The organism is Mesorhizobium sp. M0074 (genome assembly GCF_040322975.1).
Taxonomy (GTDB): Bacteria; Pseudomonadota; Alphaproteobacteria; order Rhizobiales; family Rhizobiaceae; genus Mesorhizobium.
This window is the reverse complement of the sequence record NZ_JAMYUM010000002.1, coordinates 342,677-359,627: the sequence shown is the minus strand read 5'-3', so window position 1 is coordinate 359,627 and position 16,951 is coordinate 342,677. Positions and strand designations below refer to the sequence as shown.

17 protein-coding genes and 1 pseudogene are annotated in these 16,951 nt (G+C 63.2%); 9 read left to right on the top strand and 9 right to left on the bottom strand.

The genetic code is table 11. The features are described 5' to 3' along the window. Window position 1: 1 nt before the first annotated feature. The 3 genes from NKJ73_RS04755 to NKJ73_RS04745 are packed head-to-tail and all read right to left on the bottom strand — an operon-like array spanning window position 2 to window position 3,857. Window positions 2–967, bottom strand: coding sequence for a substrate-binding domain-containing protein (locus tag NKJ73_RS04755; RefSeq protein ID WP_254815861.1), 966 nt, complete (start codon window positions 965–967; stop codon window positions 2–4). Then, window positions 964–2,277 (bottom strand): ABC transporter permease, encoded by a 1,314-nt coding sequence (locus tag NKJ73_RS04750; protein ID WP_352568536.1) that lies wholly within the window; start codon window positions 2,275–2,277, stop codon window positions 964–966. Before NKJ73_RS04750 ends, NKJ73_RS04755 begins: the two co-directional genes overlap by 4 nt. Further along, a complete protein-coding gene (locus NKJ73_RS04745; RefSeq protein WP_352568535.1) occupies window positions 2,274–3,857 on the bottom strand; it encodes a sugar ABC transporter ATP-binding protein in 1,584 nt (527 codons plus the stop codon). Before NKJ73_RS04745 ends, NKJ73_RS04750 begins: the two co-directional genes overlap by 4 nt. 217 nt (window positions 3,858–4,074) lie before the next feature. On the opposite strand from NKJ73_RS04745, the gene NKJ73_RS04740 reads away from it, so the two are divergent. Continuing rightward, the gene (locus NKJ73_RS04740; protein ID WP_352449454.1) at window positions 4,075–5,094 is read left to right on the top strand and encodes a LacI family DNA-binding transcriptional regulator; all 1,020 of its coding nucleotides are present in this window, start codon (window positions 4,075–4,077) and stop codon (window positions 5,092–5,094) included. Window positions 5,095–5,348: 254 nt separating this feature from the next. Beyond that, the gene (locus tag NKJ73_RS04735) at window positions 5,349–5,972 is read left to right on the top strand and encodes a L,D-transpeptidase (RefSeq protein WP_352568534.1); all 624 of its coding nucleotides are present in this window, start codon (window positions 5,349–5,351) and stop codon (window positions 5,970–5,972) included. A 156-nt stretch (window positions 5,973–6,128) separates the two neighbouring features. Here NKJ73_RS04735 and NKJ73_RS04730 read toward each other — a convergent pair whose 3' ends face one another. The 3 genes from NKJ73_RS04730 to NKJ73_RS04720 form a co-directional block, all read right to left on the bottom strand. Continuing rightward, window positions 6,129–7,130 carry an LLM class flavin-dependent oxidoreductase gene (locus tag NKJ73_RS04730; protein WP_352568533.1) on the bottom strand — a complete coding sequence of 334 codons (1,002 nt, stop codon included), beginning with the start codon at window positions 7,128–7,130 and terminating at the stop codon, window positions 6,129–6,131. A 156-nt stretch (window positions 7,131–7,286) separates the two neighbouring features. Continuing rightward, window positions 7,287–8,447: an AI-2E family transporter gene (locus NKJ73_RS04725; protein WP_352568532.1), complete on the bottom strand. Its 1,161-nt coding sequence runs from the start codon at window positions 8,445–8,447 to the stop codon at window positions 7,287–7,289. A 133-nt stretch (window positions 8,448–8,580) separates the two neighbouring features. Beyond that, window positions 8,581–9,642 (bottom strand): LLM class flavin-dependent oxidoreductase, encoded by a 1,062-nt coding sequence (locus NKJ73_RS04720; RefSeq protein ID WP_352568531.1) that lies wholly within the window; start codon window positions 9,640–9,642, stop codon window positions 8,581–8,583. Between the two features lie 229 nt (window positions 9,643–9,871). Here NKJ73_RS04720 and NKJ73_RS04715 point away from each other — a divergent pair, with 229 nt between their 5' ends. Next, the gene (locus NKJ73_RS04715) at window positions 9,872–10,300 is read left to right on the top strand and encodes a DUF6481 family protein (RefSeq protein WP_023676956.1); all 429 of its coding nucleotides are present in this window, start codon (window positions 9,872–9,874) and stop codon (window positions 10,298–10,300) included. 82 nt (window positions 10,301–10,382) lie between these two features. Here the strand turns inward: NKJ73_RS04715 and sugE are convergent. Continuing rightward, window positions 10,383–10,695 (bottom strand): annotated as a pseudogene (sugE, locus tag NKJ73_RS04710) (quaternary ammonium compound efflux SMR transporter SugE). 154 nt (window positions 10,696–10,849) lie between these two features. Further along, the gene (locus tag NKJ73_RS04705) at window positions 10,850–10,975 is read right to left on the bottom strand and encodes a hypothetical protein (RefSeq protein WP_013528464.1); all 126 of its coding nucleotides are present in this window, start codon (window positions 10,973–10,975) and stop codon (window positions 10,850–10,852) included. Between the two features lie 215 nt (window positions 10,976–11,190). Between NKJ73_RS04705 and NKJ73_RS04700 the strand changes: the two genes are divergently transcribed. The 3 genes from NKJ73_RS04700 to NKJ73_RS04690 all read left to right on the top strand — a co-directional run bounded on the left by NKJ73_RS04700 (window position 11,191) and on the right by NKJ73_RS04690 (window position 13,557). Then, window positions 11,191–12,000: a transglutaminase-like domain-containing protein gene (locus NKJ73_RS04700; RefSeq protein ID WP_352568530.1), complete on the top strand. Its 810-nt coding sequence runs from the start codon at window positions 11,191–11,193 to the stop codon at window positions 11,998–12,000. A 122-nt stretch (window positions 12,001–12,122) separates the two neighbouring features. After that, a complete protein-coding gene (locus NKJ73_RS04695; RefSeq protein ID WP_352568529.1) occupies window positions 12,123–13,085 on the top strand; it encodes a cation diffusion facilitator family transporter in 963 nt (320 codons plus the stop codon). Window positions 13,086–13,152: 67 nt separating this feature from the next. Next, window positions 13,153–13,557 carry a GFA family protein gene (locus tag NKJ73_RS04690; RefSeq protein ID WP_023676952.1) on the top strand — a complete coding sequence of 135 codons (405 nt, stop codon included), beginning with the start codon at window positions 13,153–13,155 and terminating at the stop codon, window positions 13,555–13,557. Between the two features lie 39 nt (window positions 13,558–13,596). On the opposite strand, the gene NKJ73_RS04685 is transcribed toward NKJ73_RS04690, so the two are convergent. After that, window positions 13,597–14,859: a DNA recombination protein RmuC gene (locus NKJ73_RS04685; RefSeq protein WP_352568528.1), complete on the bottom strand. Its 1,263-nt coding sequence runs from the start codon at window positions 14,857–14,859 to the stop codon at window positions 13,597–13,599. A gap of 103 nt (window positions 14,860–14,962) precedes the next feature. On the opposite strand from NKJ73_RS04685, the gene def reads away from it, so the two are divergent. From def to NKJ73_RS04670, 3 genes are read left to right on the top strand one after another with little or no spacing between them, the layout of a single operon-like run. Continuing rightward, window positions 14,963–15,493 carry a peptide deformylase gene (def, locus tag NKJ73_RS04680; RefSeq protein WP_023676950.1) on the top strand — a complete coding sequence of 177 codons (531 nt, stop codon included), beginning with the start codon at window positions 14,963–14,965 and terminating at the stop codon, window positions 15,491–15,493. A gap of 17 nt (window positions 15,494–15,510) precedes the next feature. Continuing rightward, complete coding sequence (gene fmt / locus NKJ73_RS04675) at window positions 15,511–16,440, top strand: methionyl-tRNA formyltransferase (protein ID WP_352568573.1); 930 nt, start codon at window positions 15,511–15,513, stop codon at window positions 16,438–16,440. Further along, window positions 16,437–16,946, top strand: a complete 510-nt coding sequence (locus tag NKJ73_RS04670) for a GNAT family N-acetyltransferase (protein ID WP_352568527.1) — start codon at window positions 16,437–16,439, stop codon at window positions 16,944–16,946. Before fmt ends, NKJ73_RS04670 begins: the two co-directional genes overlap by 4 nt. Window positions 16,947–16,951: the final 5 nt, after the last annotated feature.

Genomic DNA, 16,951 nt, shown 5'->3' with positions numbered 1-16,951 from the left:
CTCAGAGGCCGTTGTCCTTCAGGATCTGGGCGGCATTTTCCTTGGTGATCTTCTGCGTCGGCAGGGTGATGGTCTTTTCCACCTTCTCCCCGTTCAGGAACTTGATCGCCTGCCGCAGCCCTTCGGCGCCCGGCGTCACATAAGTGAACGTCGCCGTCAGCTCGCCATTGGCGACCAGCTGCACGCCTTCATTGGGCAGGCCGTCGATGCCGATGAACTTGATGTCCTTCTCACGTCCGACGTCCTTGGCGGCAAGATAGGCGCCATAGGCCATCGGATCATTGTGGCCGTAGACGAGATCGATTTTCTCGTTGTTGCGCAACGCCGTCGCCATGATGTTGTAGGCCTGGTCCTGCTTCCAATCGCCCGACTGCTGGTCGAGCAGGTATTTTATGCCCGGCTCCTTGTCGGTGAATTCATGGAAGCCGTCATGGCGGTCGTGTGCCGGCTGGGTGCCCATGCCGCCCCAGATCTCGACGACGTTGCCGGCGGCCTTGCCCTTGCCGCCAAGCAGCTCGACGGCATATTCACCGGCAGCCCGGCCGATCAGCTTGTTGTCGCCGCCGACGAACTGCGTGTAGTCGTTGGTTTCGACGTTGCGGTCGAGCACGAAGACGGGGATCTTGGCATCGATCGCCTGCTGCACGACACCGGTCAGGCCGGCGGATTCTTTCGGTGATACCAAGAGCGCATCGACCTCCTGACGGATAAGGTTTTCGACATCGGCGACCTGCTTCTCGGTCTTGTCCTCGCCGTCGGTGATGATCAGCTCGACTTCCGGATGCTTGGCCGCTTCGGCCAGGATGTCCTTGTTGAACTGAGCCCGCCAGGGTTCGATGGTCGTCACCTGCGAGAAGCCGATCTTCCACTTCTTGTCCTGCGCATGGGCGCCGCCGGCAAGCATGGCGGTCGTGGTCAGGAGTGCCGCTGTCAGCCCGGCGAGCTTCAACAATTCACGTCGTTTCATTTCTTGTTTCCTCCAATATTCAGAGACGCGGTCTCTTGCGACGGCCGCTTTGCCGCGGCCGTTTCCTTGTGCGCTTGCCCACCGGGCAGTCGCAGATAGAAGAGAAGATCACCGGCACTGCGCTCCTGTACGAGCACGGTACCGATGATGATCATCCCCTTCAGCACCAGCTGAAGGTTCGAATTGATGTTGTGCAGCTGCAGGATGTTCGAGAGCAGCCCGAAGATCAGCACGCCGCAGAACGTCCCGGTCAGGCTGCCGCGTCCGCCCATCAGGCTGGTGCCACCGATGACCACGGCGGCAATCGCGTCGAGCTCCAGCCCGGCGCCGGCGTCCGGCTTGCCTTGCCGGTACTGCGCGACATAGAGCACCGCCGCGATGCCGGCCAGCAGCCCTGACACGGCATAGGTGGCGATCTTCACGCGGCCGGCGGCGATGCCCGACAGCCGCGCCGCCTCCTCATTGCCGCCGATCGCATAGACATAGCGGCCGAACGGGGTGAAGCGCAGCACGGCGCCGTAGATCAGGATGGCGCCGAGGAAGAACAGGCCCGGCATCGGGATCACGCCGAATACCAGAGTGCGCAGCATTTCGAAATCGGCGGTGGCATTCGAGCCGGTGTAGACCGGCAGCACCGCATTGTTCTGGCCGGCTGTCAGCCGGGCGATGCCGAGCGCAGTGACCATCATCGCCAGCGTCACGATGAAGGGCTGCAGCCGCCCGGCGACGATGATGAAGCCGTTGAGCGCGCCGAACAGCAGGCCGACGCAAGGCGCCACCAGCAGCACGCCGAGCACGCCGAATTTTGAGCCCACCTGCGGCAGCAGGAACCACAGCACCAGACTGCACAGGATCACCCCGACAATGCCGGGCGTCACCAGCCCGCGAACGCTGTCCAACCTGATGTCGTGCGTGGCCTGCGCGCCGGCGCGGGATTTTTCGATGTTCAGCAGGATGAAACGAGTGACGAGAATGCCGAGGCAAAGGGCTGCCAGGGCAACTGTCGGCACCCCCAGCACCACCGCCGGCGTCACGCCGGGGACCGTCAGCAGCATGGCACAGACGACCGTGCAGATAGCCATCAGCGAGCCGACGGAAAGGTCGATACCGCCGGTGATGATCACCGCAGTCATGCCGGTGGCAATCAGCCCGGTGGTCGACACCTGGCGCAGCACATCGAGCAGGTTGCCGTAGGACAGGAAGATGTTGTTGCCCTTGGAGCTGATCGGCGAGCCGAGCACGCCGATCAGGAAGATGGCGATCAGGCCCCAATAGAGCTTCGTCCGGGACAGGATATGCAAAATGCTCATGCGGCAGGCCTCGTCATCGTCCGTCGCGGCGCCGCAAGCCGCATGATGGCCTCCTCGCTGGCTTGCGCGCGGGACAGGATTCCCGTCTGGCGGCCGTCGGCCATGACCAGGATACGGTCGGAAAGATGCAGCAGCTCCGGCAATTCCGAGCTGATCACGGCGATCGCCAGCCCGTCTCGCGCCAGCTTGAAGATGAGATCGTAGATTTCCCGCTTGGCACCGACATCGATGCCGCGTGTCGGCTCGTCGAGCAGCAGCACCCGCGGCCTCGTCGCTAGCCATTTGCCGATGACGACCTTCTGCTGGTTGCCGCCGGACAGCGTGCCCGCCGGCTGCTCGACGGTCTCGCAGCGAATGCCGAGCGCCTTGACGGCGTCCCGTGCCAGCCCTTGCTCACCGGCCAGCGAGCGCACGCCGAACCGCGCCAGCGCGCCGACCAGCGGCAGCGCGACATTGTCGGTGATCGAGGCCTCGAGATGCAGGCCTTGCGTCTTGCGGTCTTCCGTGACCAGAGCGATGCCGAGCCGGCGCGCATCGCGCGGCGAACGGATTTCTACTGCCTCGCCATCGAGCCTGATCTCACCGCCGGCACGTCCGCCGCTGGACCCGAAGATGGTTTCCAGGATTTCAGTACGGCCCGAGCCCAGCAGCCCGCCGATACCGAGGATTTCTCCTGCGGCAAGATCGAAGCTGACGCCATCGAGCACGGTGCGCCAACCATGGCGATTGGGCTTCGACAGCGACAGCTCGCTTACGGACAGGACCGTGTTGCCACCGGGGATGCGGTGCTCCTGGGAGGAAGCAAGCAGGTTTCGCCCGACCATCGCCGAAATTATGGCGTCTTCGTCGAGCTTGTCCATCGCCCGCGTCAGGACGTGGCGTCCATCGCGAAACACGGTGACGCGGCTGGCCAGATGCATGACCTCGTCGATGCGGTGCGAAATGTAGACGATCGCCACGCCGCTGTCGGCGAGCTGGCGGATGATGCGGAACAGCCGCTGGCATTCGGCCGGCGAAAGCGCCGAGGTCGGCTCGTCCATGATCAGAATGCGCGCCGACATCGACAGCGCCTTGGCGATCTCGACCAGCTGCTGTTCGCCGACGCGCAAGGCACCGACGCGCGCATCCGGGTCGAGCTCGATGCCGAGCCTTTGCAAGAGCGCGCCGGCAGCGCGGCTGCTCGCCTTGCGGTCGACGATCAGCCCGGCGATCAGCTTCTCGCGGCCGAGAAAGATATTGTCGGCGACGCTAAGTTCGGGAACGAGGTTCAGCTCCTGGTGGATGATGGCGATGCCGGCGCGCTCGGCTTCGCGGACGCCGGCAAAGCGCACCGGATAGCCATCGATACTGACCGTTCCGTTATAGTCCGTATAGACGCCGGACAGGATCTTCATCAGCGTTGACTTGCCGGCGCCGTTCTCGCCCATCAGCGCATGGACCTCGCCGCGCCGCAGTTCGAAGCCGACATCGACGAGCGCGGCGATACCGCCGAAGGACTTGGAGATGTGCTCGGCGCTCACTACGATAGCCGAGCCGTCCGCCGTAGCGCCTTGCGCAGGGATGGAATTGCCGTGCTGCATGACAAGGACGGCCTCCCTCCGTCGTCACCGAACACCTCAAACGCTAATCTAAACGTTTCGATCATGTCAAGGCAATATCTGGAGCCTGAGATTGTTCCATTTCAATTCTTGCGCAAAATCATAAGATTCCGTACGTATTGCTACCGTGGAGTGGTGAAACGTTTCGAAAATGACAGCGTCAGGACGAAAAAAGCAGCGCAAATTCACGGCTCCGACCATGCTTCATGTGGCCGAGGCCGCGCGTGTTTCCGTGGCCACCGTATCGGCGCTGATCAACGGCACCGCGACCGTCAGCCCCGAGCTCAGTCAGCGCATCGAACAGGCGATCCGCGACATCGGCTACAAGCGCAACGCCATTGCCCGCAGCCTGAAGATGGGCACCACACGCACCATCGGGCTCACCGTCCCACACATCACCAATCCGTTCTTTACCGACGTGGTTTCGGTCATCCAGCAGGCTTTCGACAGGGCCGGCTACGCCGTCATGCTGTGCTGCACCGACGAGCACCTGAACACGCAGGACGACCAGATCAGGCTGCTGCTCGACCGCATGGTCGACGGACTGATCGTCGCGCGTGTCGGTGACGGCGCGATCCTCAAACGGATTGTCGACGACGCCAATGTGCCGGTCGTGCTGCTCGACCGTGTTTGCCAGGGTGTCGACACCGATGCCGTCGTTCTCGACAATCAGCGCGCGGTGTTCGACGCCATCACTTACCTGATCGATCTCGGCCATCGGCGCATCGGCTACATCTCCGGCTCGTTCGATATCTCGCCGATGCATGACCGCATGGCGGGATACCGCGAGGCCCTCCAGGCCGCCGGCCTGCCGGCCGAGGCCGAACTCGTCCGCTTCGGCAACTTCCATGAAGTCGACGGCTACAATGCCACCATGCAGCTGCTTTCGCTGCACGACCGGCCGAGCGCCATCTTTTCGGCCAACAACCCGATGGTGATCGGCACCATGAAGGCCATTCGCGATATCGGCCTGTCCTGTCCGGAGGATATTTCGGTCGCCTGCTTCGACGACTTTCCGTGGTCGGATGTGTTCCGGCCGCAATTGACCACGGTCGCACAGCCGGTGCAGGCGATTGGCGAACAGGCGGCCAATCTGCTGCTCGACCGGCTCGCCGGAAACAGGGATGCGCCGCCGCGCAAGCTGACGCTCAAGGGACGCCTGATGATCCGCAATTCATGCCGTCCGCTAGGTGCGACTGCGCAGAGCGTCAGCGCGTAGCGCTTGGGCTCTGTTCAGAAACTTTGCAATGCCGGACGGACAGCGCTCCCTCTGTCCTGCCGACCCCGGGCCTTCGCAGCCACTACGGGCGTTCGTCGTTCGAAAACCGAGCAATTGAAGGACGCGGCGCCGATCGAGCCAAGTGGCCAACAATCAGCCAGCCGACAGTCAGGAAAATCTTGGCAATCGAAGCATGTCGGATTAGGAATATGACGAGATGCGGCTGATCGTTCACACGGGCGCCGGCTTGAGTCATGCGCGTGAAATCGATCCTAATTGGGCTGGGACTTGCTGGGATGGTCGCATTCTCCGGCTGCACCACCGGCGGAGCATTACAGACCTTTCCCCAGGCCTATGGCGGCCTCACCGACGCCGGTTTCCGCATTCCGCCGGTTCCGATCTACAAGGTCGACCCAAAGTTCCGTCGGCAGACAGTGCCTTATGCAACTGACGAGGAGCCTGGCACCATCATTGTCGATACAGGAGCGAAGTTTCTCTACTACGTGCTGGGAGACGGTCAGGCACTGCGCTACGGCATCGGCGTCGGCAAGGCGGGCTTCGAGTGGCATGGCACTGCTCACGTTGCGAGGAAGCGCGAATGGCCGGATTGGAGCGCGCCGTCCGCGATGATCGTGCGCGAGCAGAAGCGAGGCCGCATCATACCGGCCCATATGGAGGGCGGACTCGTGAACCCGCTCGGTGCGCGGGCGCTTTATCTTTTCAACGAGAAGGGTGACACTGGATATCGCCTGCACGGTAGCCCCGAATGGTGGTCCATCGGCAAAGCCGTGTCTGCGGGCTGCATTCGCCTCATGAACCAGGACATCATCGATCTCTATGACCGCTCCACAATCGGCACCAAGGTGATCGTTATTTAGTGGACGCCGCGTTTCCCGCTAACGGACGAGCATGACGGATCGAAAACCTCCGCCTAAAACGCGCGAAATGTTCGCTATGTCTTCGCACACCTGTTCGCGATGTTCCCTGCCTAAGGCCGGCCTTGCCCGCAACAGTGGCAAGTGGCGAACCAACTCTCAGGCAGCTTCCGACAGCGATTTGTGAGCGTCGGCCAGGATCTCGAACGAGCGCACCCGCGCCGCATGGTCGAAAATCTGCGCTGTGACCATCAGCTCGTCGGCCCCTGTGCGGCGCACAAACGCCTCGATGCCTTGCCTGACCGTTTCCGGGGAGCCGACGGCGGCGCAGGAAAGCGCCTGGCCGAGCATGGTCTTGGCCATTGGATCGAGGTCGCGCTCATATCCTTCGACCGGCGGCGGCAATCGGCCGGGCCGGCCGGTGCGCAGATTGACGAAGGCCTGCTGCAGCGAGGTGAACAACAGCCGCGCCTCGGCATCGGAAGGAGCGGCGAAGACGTTGAGGCCGAGCATCACATAAGGCTTGTCGAGCTGCTCCGAAGGCTGGAAACGCGAGCGGTAGATCTCCAGAGCATGGTCGAGCTCGGCCGGCGCAAAATGCGAAGCGAAGGCGTAGGGCAGGCCGAGCATGGCGGCAAGCTGCGCGCCGTAGAGGCTGGAACCGAGAATCCAGATCGGCACCTTTTCGCCTTCGCCGGGCACCGCGCGGATGCGTTGGCCGTCTTCGGCCGGCTGCAAGTAACCCATCAGCTCGACGACGTCCTGCGGGAAATTGTCGGCGCCAGCGTCGAGGTTACGGCGCAGCGCCCGTGCCGTGGCCATGTCGGTGCCGGGCGCCCGGCCGAGGCCGAGATCGATGCGGCCAGGATGCAGAGCGTTAAGCGTACCGAACTGCTCGGCGATGACCAGCGGCGAATGATTGGGCAGCATGATGCCGCCGGCGCCGACGCGTATCGTATTGGTGCCGCCGGCCACATGGGCAATGACCACCGAGGTGGCGGCGCTGGCGATGCCCGGCATATTGTGGTGCTCTGCCAGCCAATAGCGCCGGTAACCCAGCCGCTCGGCATGACGGGCGAGATCGAGCGAATTGGCGAGTGACTGTGAAGCGTTGCTGCCTTCGACGATCGGCGACAGGTCGAGAACGGAAAGAACGGTCATCGGCGCGGGTTTCCTGTGGGCCGAAGGGATGTAGGAAGCCGTTGCCGAGGCGGCAAATTCAAAATGTTGATGGAGCGCTGAGGGCACAACGGACGTGCGACCGATGCAAGGTCGTGATCTGCCCCATCGGGGGGACGCTTTTGACCCTTTAAGCCGCTACTTTTTCACCTCGGGAATCTCTTCGTCCTCGATCGCTGCCGTATGCTGCGCCGCCAGGAAATTGCCGACATGACTGAGGCCGTCGAAATGATCGCAGAACACCTTGATGACGACCAGCAGCGGCACCGCCAGCAGCGCGCCGACAAAACCCCACAGCCACGACCAGAAGGCGATGGCGATGAGGATCGCCACTGCGTTGATTTCGAGACGGCGGCCGACCACCGTCGGCGTCACGAACTGGCCTTCGACGACATCGCACATAAGGACGAAGGCCGGCGCCAGCAGCGCATAGGAAATCGTGTCGAAGCTTATCAGCGCGATGATCGTAACCAGCGTGATGGTGGTCAGCGCCCCGATATAGGGCAGGAAATTGAGCAGAGCCGCTGCCGCGCCCCAGACCTGCGCGTTGGGCACGCCGAGCGCCCACAGGCCGAGCCCGATGACCACGCCGAGACATGTATTGATGACCGTGACAGTAAGCAGATAATGCGAGATTTCACGTTCTACGTCGTAGACGACGCGCAGCGCCCGCTTCTTTTCGCTGAGACTGGGGAAGGACTGGACGATCTTTTCATAGAACATCGTGCCCGAGGCGAGCAGGAACAGCGACAGGACGAAGACGATGGTAACGCTGGCGCCGGCCGACAGCACATTGCCGGCGGCCTGCGAGAGAATACCGGATGGCGCCGTCGCCACCCTCTGAACGCCCGGCTCCTGGGATGTCTGTGTCAGGCCCTCGATCTGGCGCGAAATCTCCACGATCCGTTCGAACGGACGGCGCAGTTGTGCCAGACGTTCGGTAAGCTGCTGGCCGATCGTCGAGGTGTTGTTGATGAGGTCGATGACCGGGCCGCTGAGCAGAAATCCCGCGACGGCGACGAGGCAGAACGAAAGCAGCACCAACAGTGTCGCTGAAATGACATCGGGCATGCCATGCTTGCGCAGGAAGCGAACGATCGGCGTCAGCGTCAGCGCCAGCAGGAAAGCCAGAATGACCGGCATGAAGAAGGCGCGGGCGAAGTAAAGCGCGTAGATCGCCATGAGAATGAAGATGCCGACGAGCAGCGAACGCATCAGATGCGCATCCGCCCGCGCCTCGACGCGCGGATCCGGGCTTTCGGCAGCGCTTGCGCCCGAAGCGTCGGGTTCGGCTTTCATTCTGACCCTCGGCGGCACACCGCGATTGGTGCAGACCGTTGGCGAAAACGCCTCTGTCGCTTCAAGGTTCCGTTAGCCGGCGTCACCGGCAAGGCCGCCTCGCGGCCTTGGCAATGAATCAGGTGACTGGGAATCAGGCAACCGGCGCCGCCACGGCGGGAACGGCCTTAGCAGTTTCCCGGCGCACGATCGGCGCCACTTTGGTGCCGTAGAGTTCGATGGCCTTCATCACCTTGGCGTGCGGCATGGTGCCGATCGCCATTTGCAGCAGGAAGCGGTCGTTGCCGAATATCCTGTGCTGGGCAATGATCTTCTCGGCCACCTGTTCTGGATTGCCGACGAACAGCGCGCCGTTTGGGCCGCGCGATTGGTTGAAATGCGCCCGCGATGTCGGCCCCCAGCCGCGCTCGCGGCCGATGCGGTTCATCACCTCGGCCTGCGGCCCGTAAAAATCGTCGGCTGCCTGGTCCGTGGTGTCGGCAATGAAGCCGTGCACGTTGAGACTGGTGGCAAGGCTTGCCGGATCGTTGCCGGCGCGCCTGGCTGCATCCCTGTAGATGTCGAACAGCGGTGCGAACCGCGCCGGCTCGCCACCGATGATCGCCAGTGCCAGCGGCAACCCGAGCACGCCCGCGCGGGCGACGGATTGCGGTGTTCCACCGACGGCGATCCAGATCGGCAATTTGTCCTGCAAGGGCCGCGGATAGACGCCGCGGTCGTTGATCGGCGCGCGCAGACTGCCCGACCAGGTCACCTTGACATGATCGCGGATGGCGAGCAGCAGGTCGAGCTTCTCGGCGAAGAGCTCGTCATAATCTTCGAGATTGTAGCCGAACAGCGGAAAGGACTCGATGAACGAGCCGCGCCCGGCCATGATCTCGGCACGGCCGCCGGACAGAAGATCGAGGGTGGCAAACTGCTGGAAGACGCGCACCGGATCGTCGGACGACAGCACGGTGACAGCGCTGGTCAGCCTTATGCGCTTGGTCCGTTCGGCCGCCGCCGCCAGCGCCACCACCGGAGCCGAGGCAGCATAGTCGGGACGGTGGTGCTCGCCGAGACCAAAGACGTCCAGCCCGACCTGGTCGGCGAGCTCGATCTCCTCGATCAGGTTGCGCAACCGCTCATGCGCACCGATCGCACCGGGACCTGGTTCCGGGCTGACGTCGGCGAAGGTGTAGAGACCGAGTTGCATAGTGTGTCATCTCAGCGTTTTGTCTTGGCGCTACACGTAGCGATCAGTCCGCCGCCCCGCCAGATGCCTGGATGGTGAACAGTGCGGGTGCTTTCAGCCGAATTCAATCGAAATGGCGTCTCCCGGCTGCAACAGATCAGAATTTCATGGCTGGCATACCGTTTTGGCGCTTGAACTCTCGGTTTTCGCGCGTATGTAAGCCTCGCAAATTGACTTCAGGGAAGTGGACTTGGCTATCTATAGGGAAAAAGACGTTTTCGAGCGGCGCAATGCCGCAAACGAGGCAAAGAAGGCGCTTCTGGAGCGCTTCAAGGCAAAGCCGGCGCCAGATGATCCAGCGGTGCTGGCACGACAGGCCGAGCGCAAGGCGATCCTCGAGGCCCGCGCGATACGCGAGGCCGAAAAGGCCAGGCTGAAGCAGGAAAAGCTGGCGCGCGAAGCGGCCGAAAAGGCCGAGCGCGAGGCAGCTGCCGAAGCGGCACGCATCGCCGCGGAAGAAGCCGCACAGGCCGAAGCGAAGATCCGGGAAGCTGAAGAGAACGAGCGGATCGCCCGTTTTCTTGCCGACGAGGCCGAACGCAAGGCCAAGCGTGACGCACGCTATGCGGCGCGCAAGCAGCGCACCGGCAGGACGCCGCCCGGCTTCTCCGCGCGATAGCGCCTTCCGGCACTGATCAGCCGAATTCAAGAATCAGGGCCGCCTTGCAGCGGCCCCGAACGCGCTCGTCCGTCAGAATCGGCTAAGCCGCGAGCTTCAGTCCCATGATGCCGCAGACGATTAGCGCGATGCAGGCCAGCCTGATCGCCGTCGCTGGCTCGCCGAGCAGCCATATCCCAACAGCGCCGTGCCGACGGTGCCGATGCCGGTCCACACCGCGTAAGCGGTGCCGACCGGTAATGCCTTCAGCGCCAGGCCGAGCAAGGTCAGGCTGACGATCATCGAGGCTACCGTCAGGACGGTCGGCAGCGGCTTCGAGAATCCGTCGGTGTATTTGAGGCCGATCGCCCAGCCGATCTCGAACAGGCCGGCGAGGAACAGGAAATCCACGACATCGGAACGCTCCGTTTCGATGGCTTCCGGGCGATTTCTTGAAAAGCGCAAAAATTGCCTTCGCCGCATCCATAGGGGATGCGCGTGAGCTTAGTGAACAATCATACCGGCCGCGTTTGCGGCCGGTCGAAATAAGCCGAAACGGTAGCTGCGGCCCTACTTGTCCTTCAGCTTCATCGCCTTCACCGGCGGTGCCTTCAGGGCCGGCGCCGGAGCGGGTTTCTTCGCGTCCTTCTTCGGCTTGCGGGCTTCCTTGCCTGCCTTCATCGCACCCTTAGCCATGATTCGTTCCTCCAGTTGACGTCTGGCGAAGTGAAACAAGAGAAAACGCTCGACTGCAAGAGGCCGCTGCCGTGCAGTCGCCCTGGCCGATGGCTGTCAACCGGTTTCTAATTCCCTCGTAAACCGCAGCGGTCCGTGCCATGGTCTTCTTCGCACTGCAGCATCAGCCCTTGCGTTTCGCCGGCTGATGATCAGGCAGGCCGGTCAGGACGACAATGCGGATCCACATCGGTTGCCAGATGAGCTTCGACTTCCCGCAGGAAACACCGCTGATCGCGATGCTAAACGTCCATTATTCGCGCGCATCCGATCTTGAGCGGCCGGACTTCCTGACGTCGAACCCGCCGGTGCCGATCGAAAGCTACCGCGACAGTTTCGGCAATTGGTGCAACCGTTTCGTTGCGCCGGCCGGGCGCTTTGCGTTCGGCACGGACGCGGTGATCCGCGACGCCGGCTCCTTCGAGACGCGCGAGCTGACGGCGTGGCAGCACGAGGTGCGCGATCTGCCATCGGAGACGCTGCTGTTCCTGCTGCCCAGCCGTTATTGCGAGAGCGACGTGCTGTCGAATGAAGCGTGGCGGCTGTTCGGCAGCACCCCGCTCGGCATTCCGCGCGTCCAGGCGGTCTGCGACTTCGTCCATAACCACATCGTCTTCAACTATTTCAATGCACGGCCGACGCGCACCGCCGCCGAGGCCTATCGCGAGCAGAGTGGTGTATGCCGCGACTTTGCTCACCTCGCTGTTGCCTTCTGCCGCGCCCTGAACATTCCGACCCGCTACTGCACCGGCTATATCAGTGATATCGGCCTGCCAAAGCCGTGGTCGGACATGGATTTCGCCGCTTGGATGGAGGTCTATCTCGGCGGCCGCTGGCACGCGTTCGACCCGCGCAATAACGCGCCGCGCATCGGCCGCATCCTGATTGCCTCCGGACGCGATGCCGCCGATGTGCCGCTGACCCACATTTTTGGGCCGGGCGCGCTGGCTGGCTTCAAGGTCTGGACGGACGAGGTCGTCGAATAGCCCCGCGCCGCCCTTTTTAACAACTGACCTTGTGAACAACTGGGCACTTCGGGCGTTGTGAGAGCTGTGGAGCGTGGGCGGGCGCTCCGCCAATCTCGGTGCATCAACCAAGGCAGCACACCATGGCGGCGCATGGCGGGTCGAAAAAAGTGATCTATGCGGCGCTCGCCGGAAATCTTGCGATCGCACTGACCAAATTTGCCGCTGCCTTGTTCACGGGCAGCTCGGCAATGCTCTCGGAAGGCGTCCACTCGCTCGTCGATACCGGCAATGGCAGCCTGCTGCTTTACGGCATGCACCGTGCCTCCCGGCCGGCCGACCGCACGCATCCGCTCGGCCATGGCCGCGAGCTGTACTTCTGGAGCTTCATCGTCGCGCTCCTCGTCTTTGCACTGGGTGCCGGCATATCGTTCTACGAAGGCGTGACGCACATCATGGCGCCGGAGCCGATCGCCAACGCCAAGGTGAACTACGCTGTCCTTGGCCTTTCCTTTCTCTTCGAAGGCACCTCTTGGCTGGTGGCGCTGAAGGAATTCCGCCACCAAAAAGGCAGCCACGGCTGGCTTGAGGCGGTGCAGCTCAGCAAGGATCCGAGTGTCTACACCGTACTCTTCGAGGACAGCGCGGCACTTCTCGGCCTCGTTGTCGCCTTCGCCGGGATATCGGCGGCGGAACTGCTGGACATGCCGAAGCTCGACGGCGCCGCGTCGATCGGCATCGCGCTCATCCTGGGCGGGACCGCGATCTTCCTGGCGCGCGAAAGCAAGAGCCTGCTGCTCGGCGAGCCGGCCTCGCCCGAGGTGCAAACAGAGGTGCTGGCCATCGTCCAGCAGGACCCGGCGGTGCAACGGGCAAATGGCGTGCTGACGCTGCATATGGGTCCGCAGGAGATCGTCGCCGCTTTGAGCATCGAGTTCGAGGATCATTTGTCGGCGCCGGAGATAGAGACCTGTGTCGAGCGCCTCGAGACGCGGCTGAAAGCGGAGATGCCGGAGGTGACGCGGCTGTTCGTCAAGCCGCAGACCACCGGCACCTGGGAACGCCGGAGCAAGGCCTTGGCGGCGTCCGGAGGGGAACCGGCCTGAGGAAAATGGCTGCGCCATCGGGCAGTCCCGGTTATGATTGCGGGCAAAAGCTCCAGGAGGAACGAAGATGAAAATCGACGGCGCGTGTCATTGTGGCGCTATCACTTACGAGGCCGAAGTCGATCCGGAAAAGACCACCATTTGTCACTGCATCGATTGTCAGAAGCTAACCGGAACGGCCTTTCGCGTCACCGTGCCGGCGTCCGAGGACAATTACAGGATCACCAAGGGCACGCCGAAGATCTACATCAAGACCGGTTCGAGCGGCGCCAAGCGCGCCCAGGCATTTTGCGGTGAGTGCGGCTCGCATCTCTACGCCACGTCGGCGGGCGAGGGACCGAAGGTTTACGGTATCAGGGTCGGCACGGCACGGCAGCGCGAGCAACTGGTGCCGAGAAAGCAGATCTGGCACCGCTCGGCGCTGCATTGGCTGCCGGAATTCGAAGGCACAACCATCATCGAGGAGCAGTAGCGCCAGACCCGGGCGAAGCCTCCGGTTCCGGCGTAGCTCTCAATCGTCGCCTTCGACGACCCTTAGCCTCAACTGCCCGGTTTTCGAATCGGCGACGCGCGGGCTGCTTTCCGCTTTTGCTCCGCTGCCATTCGAACCAGCGGTGTCCTCCGCCGGCTGCACGCCAAACTCCAGCGCCTCGATCTTTTGTCCGCGCCTGGTCACCTTCGATGTCGAGACCAGAATGTCGTCGATATCCTTGGCCGATTGGCCGAAATGCGTCTGCAATTTGCGCACCCGCTCGTCGAGCCGGGAGACGTCTTCCATCAGCCGGATAACCTCGCCCTGGATCAGGTGTGCCTGCTCGCGCATGCGGGCATCCTTGAGGATTGCCTGGATGACCTGGATCGACAGCATCAAAAGCGATGGCGAGACGATGACGATCCGCGATCGATGCGCCTTTTGGACAACGGCCTCGAAATTCTCATGGATTTCGGCGAACACCGATTCTGAGGGCACGAACATGAAGGCGGTGTCCTGCGTCTCGCCCTGGATCAGGTATTTTTCGGAAATATCCCGGACATGCACCTCGATGTCGCGGCGGAAAGCCTGTGCAGCGGACTTCTGCAGGTCGGCGCCTTCGGCGGCACGGATGGCATTCCACGCCTCGAGCGGAAACTTTGCGTCGATGGCAAGCGACGGTGCGCCGTTCGGCATCTTCACCAGGCAGTCGGGCCGGCTGCCATTCGACAAGGTCGCCTGGAATTCATAGGCGCCGTGCGGCAATCCGTCGGCGACGATGGCTTCCATGCGCGACTGGCCGAAGGCGCCGCGCGTCTGCTTGTTGGAAAGGATCGCCTGCAATTGCACGACCTGGCCGGCCAGCGACTGGATGTTGCCTTGCGCGATATCGATGACCGCCAGCCGTTCCTGCAGCTTGGCGAGGCTCTCATGCGTCGATCTCGTCTGCTCGGTCATGGTCTGGCCCAGGCGGCCGGTCATGGCATCGAGACGCTGGCCGATCGACTGTGTCAGTTCCGCCTGGCGCGCCCCGAACACTTCGGCGATGGCGCCCATGCGGCCCTGCATTTCCGCCTGGCTTGCCAAGATACCAGCCATCCGCACCTCGGCGTCGCGGGCGTGGTCGGCGGCTTCGGCGGCCGCCACTGCACGCGCCTTGGCCGATCGCCAGAGCGCAACGACGAGCGCCACGAACAGGCCGAGGAACAGCATTGCGCCGAAACCCAGGGCTTGGCCGAGCGTGATCGTGGTGGCGCCGAGGCGGGCGACAGGTTCGGACAGGATGGTGGCCAGATCGTTCATGTCGACAGCATAGATGATTCGGTCTGCCGGCACAGATCAAAACGTGAACGACCCGAAGGCGCCCCGGTTGACGCTTTTCCTGCGAGGTCTTAGGTGAGACGCCATGTCGATCAAGCCGCTTATCATCCTCCCCGATCCCGTCCTGCGCCAGGTTTCAAAACCGGTCGAGCGTGTCGACGGCGATCTGCGCAAACTGGCCGGCGACATGCTGGACACCATGTATGACGCGCCCGGTATCGGCCTCGCGGCGATCCAGGTTGGCGAACCCTTGCGCATGCTGGTGATCGACCTGGCCAAGGAGGACGAGACGCCGGCACCGCACGTCTTCATCAATCCCGAAATCCTCGAAAGCTCCGACCAGCGTTCGGTCTACGAGGAAGGCTGCCTGTCGATCCCGGATTACTATGCCGAGGTCGAGCGTCCGGCGGCGGTGCGGGTGAAGTTTCTCGACCGCGACGGCAAGCTGCAGGAGATCGAGGCCGAGGGGCTGATGGCGACCTGCCTGCAGCATGAAATCGACCACCTCAACGGCGTGCTGTTCATCGATCACATCTCCAAGCTGAAGCGCGACATGGTGGTCAAGAAATTCAAGAAGCTCGCCAGGGACAAGGCGCCGGGCAAGATGGTGGGGTAGGCGTCGACGAAATGCCCCTGCGTGTCATCTTCATGGGTACGCCTGAATTCTCCGTGCCGACGCTGCGGGCGATTGCCGGGGCCGGGCACGGGTTGACGGCCGTCTACACGCAGCCGCCGCGCGCCGGCGGCCGGCGCGGGCTCGAACTGACGCCGTCGCCGGTGCAGCGCGAGGCGGAGCGGCTTGGCATCGAGGTGCGGTCGCCGGTGTCGCTGAAGAGCGAGGCGGAGCAGGAGGCGTTCCGCGCCTTGCGCGCCGACGTCGCCGTGGTCGTCGCCTACGGATTGCTTCTACCCAAACCCATTCTCGAGGCGCCGCGGCTCGGTTGCCTCAACGGTCACGCATCGCTGTTGCCGCGCTGGCGCGGCGCTGCCCCTATCCAGCGCGCCATCATGGCCGGCGATACCGAAACGGGCATTATGGTGATGCGGATGGAGGAAGGCCTCGACACCGGGCCGGTGGCAATGGTTGAAAAATGTCCCATTGGACCCGACATGACGGCCGGCGATCTGCACGACCGGCTGATGGTCCTCGGTGCTGCGCTGATCGTGCAAGCGCTCGAACGGCTGGAGCGGAATACGCTGACATTTACCACACAGGCGGAGGTGGGGGTGACCTACGCCAAGAAAATCGATAAATCGGAGACTCGCATAGACTGGCTGCGACCTGCCGGCGACGTGCACAACCAGATTCGCGGCCTGTCGCCCTTTCCCGGTGCATGGTGCGAGGCCGAAATCGGCGGCCGCGTGGAACGGCTGAAACTGCTTCGCTCGACGCTCTCGCAAGGCGCCGGCGAACCGGGAGGAATTCTCGATGACCGTCTGACGGTCGCCTGCGGGTCAGGCGCGATCAGGCTGGTCGAAGTTCAACGTGCGGGCGCAAGGCCCATTGCCGCGCAGGAGTTTCTGCGCGGGGCCAAGCTCGAAAAAGGAATGAAATTGTCATGAGCATGATGTCCATACGCGCGGCGACGCCGCGGGACCGCGAGGCGATCCGCCTTGTCGAAGAACACGCGTTCGGCCAGCAGACGGAGGCCGGATTGGTCGACGCGCTGGTCACCGGCGGTGATGCCGTCGTCGAACTGGTGGCGGACGAAGACGGGCAAGTGGTCGGCCATATCCTGTTTTCACGGCTCTTCGTGCAGAATGGCGGCAAGAGTTTCCCGGCGGTGGCGCTGGCGCCTCTAGCGGTCGAGCCGTCGTTCCACGGCACCGGCATCGGCGGTGCCCTGGTACGCGAGGCTCATATCCGCCTGAAAGCTGCCGGCGAGACGCTCGCCGTGGTGCTCGGCGATCCGGCCTATTATGGGCGTTTCGGCTACAGCCGTGCCCGTGCCGCGAAATTCGACAGCGACTATCAGGGCGAAGCCCTGCAGGCGCTTGCCTGGGGCGAGGCGCCGGAGACCGGCAGGCTGGTCTACGCCTCGGCCTTCGGCTCAGCCCTTGCCGCCTGATTTCG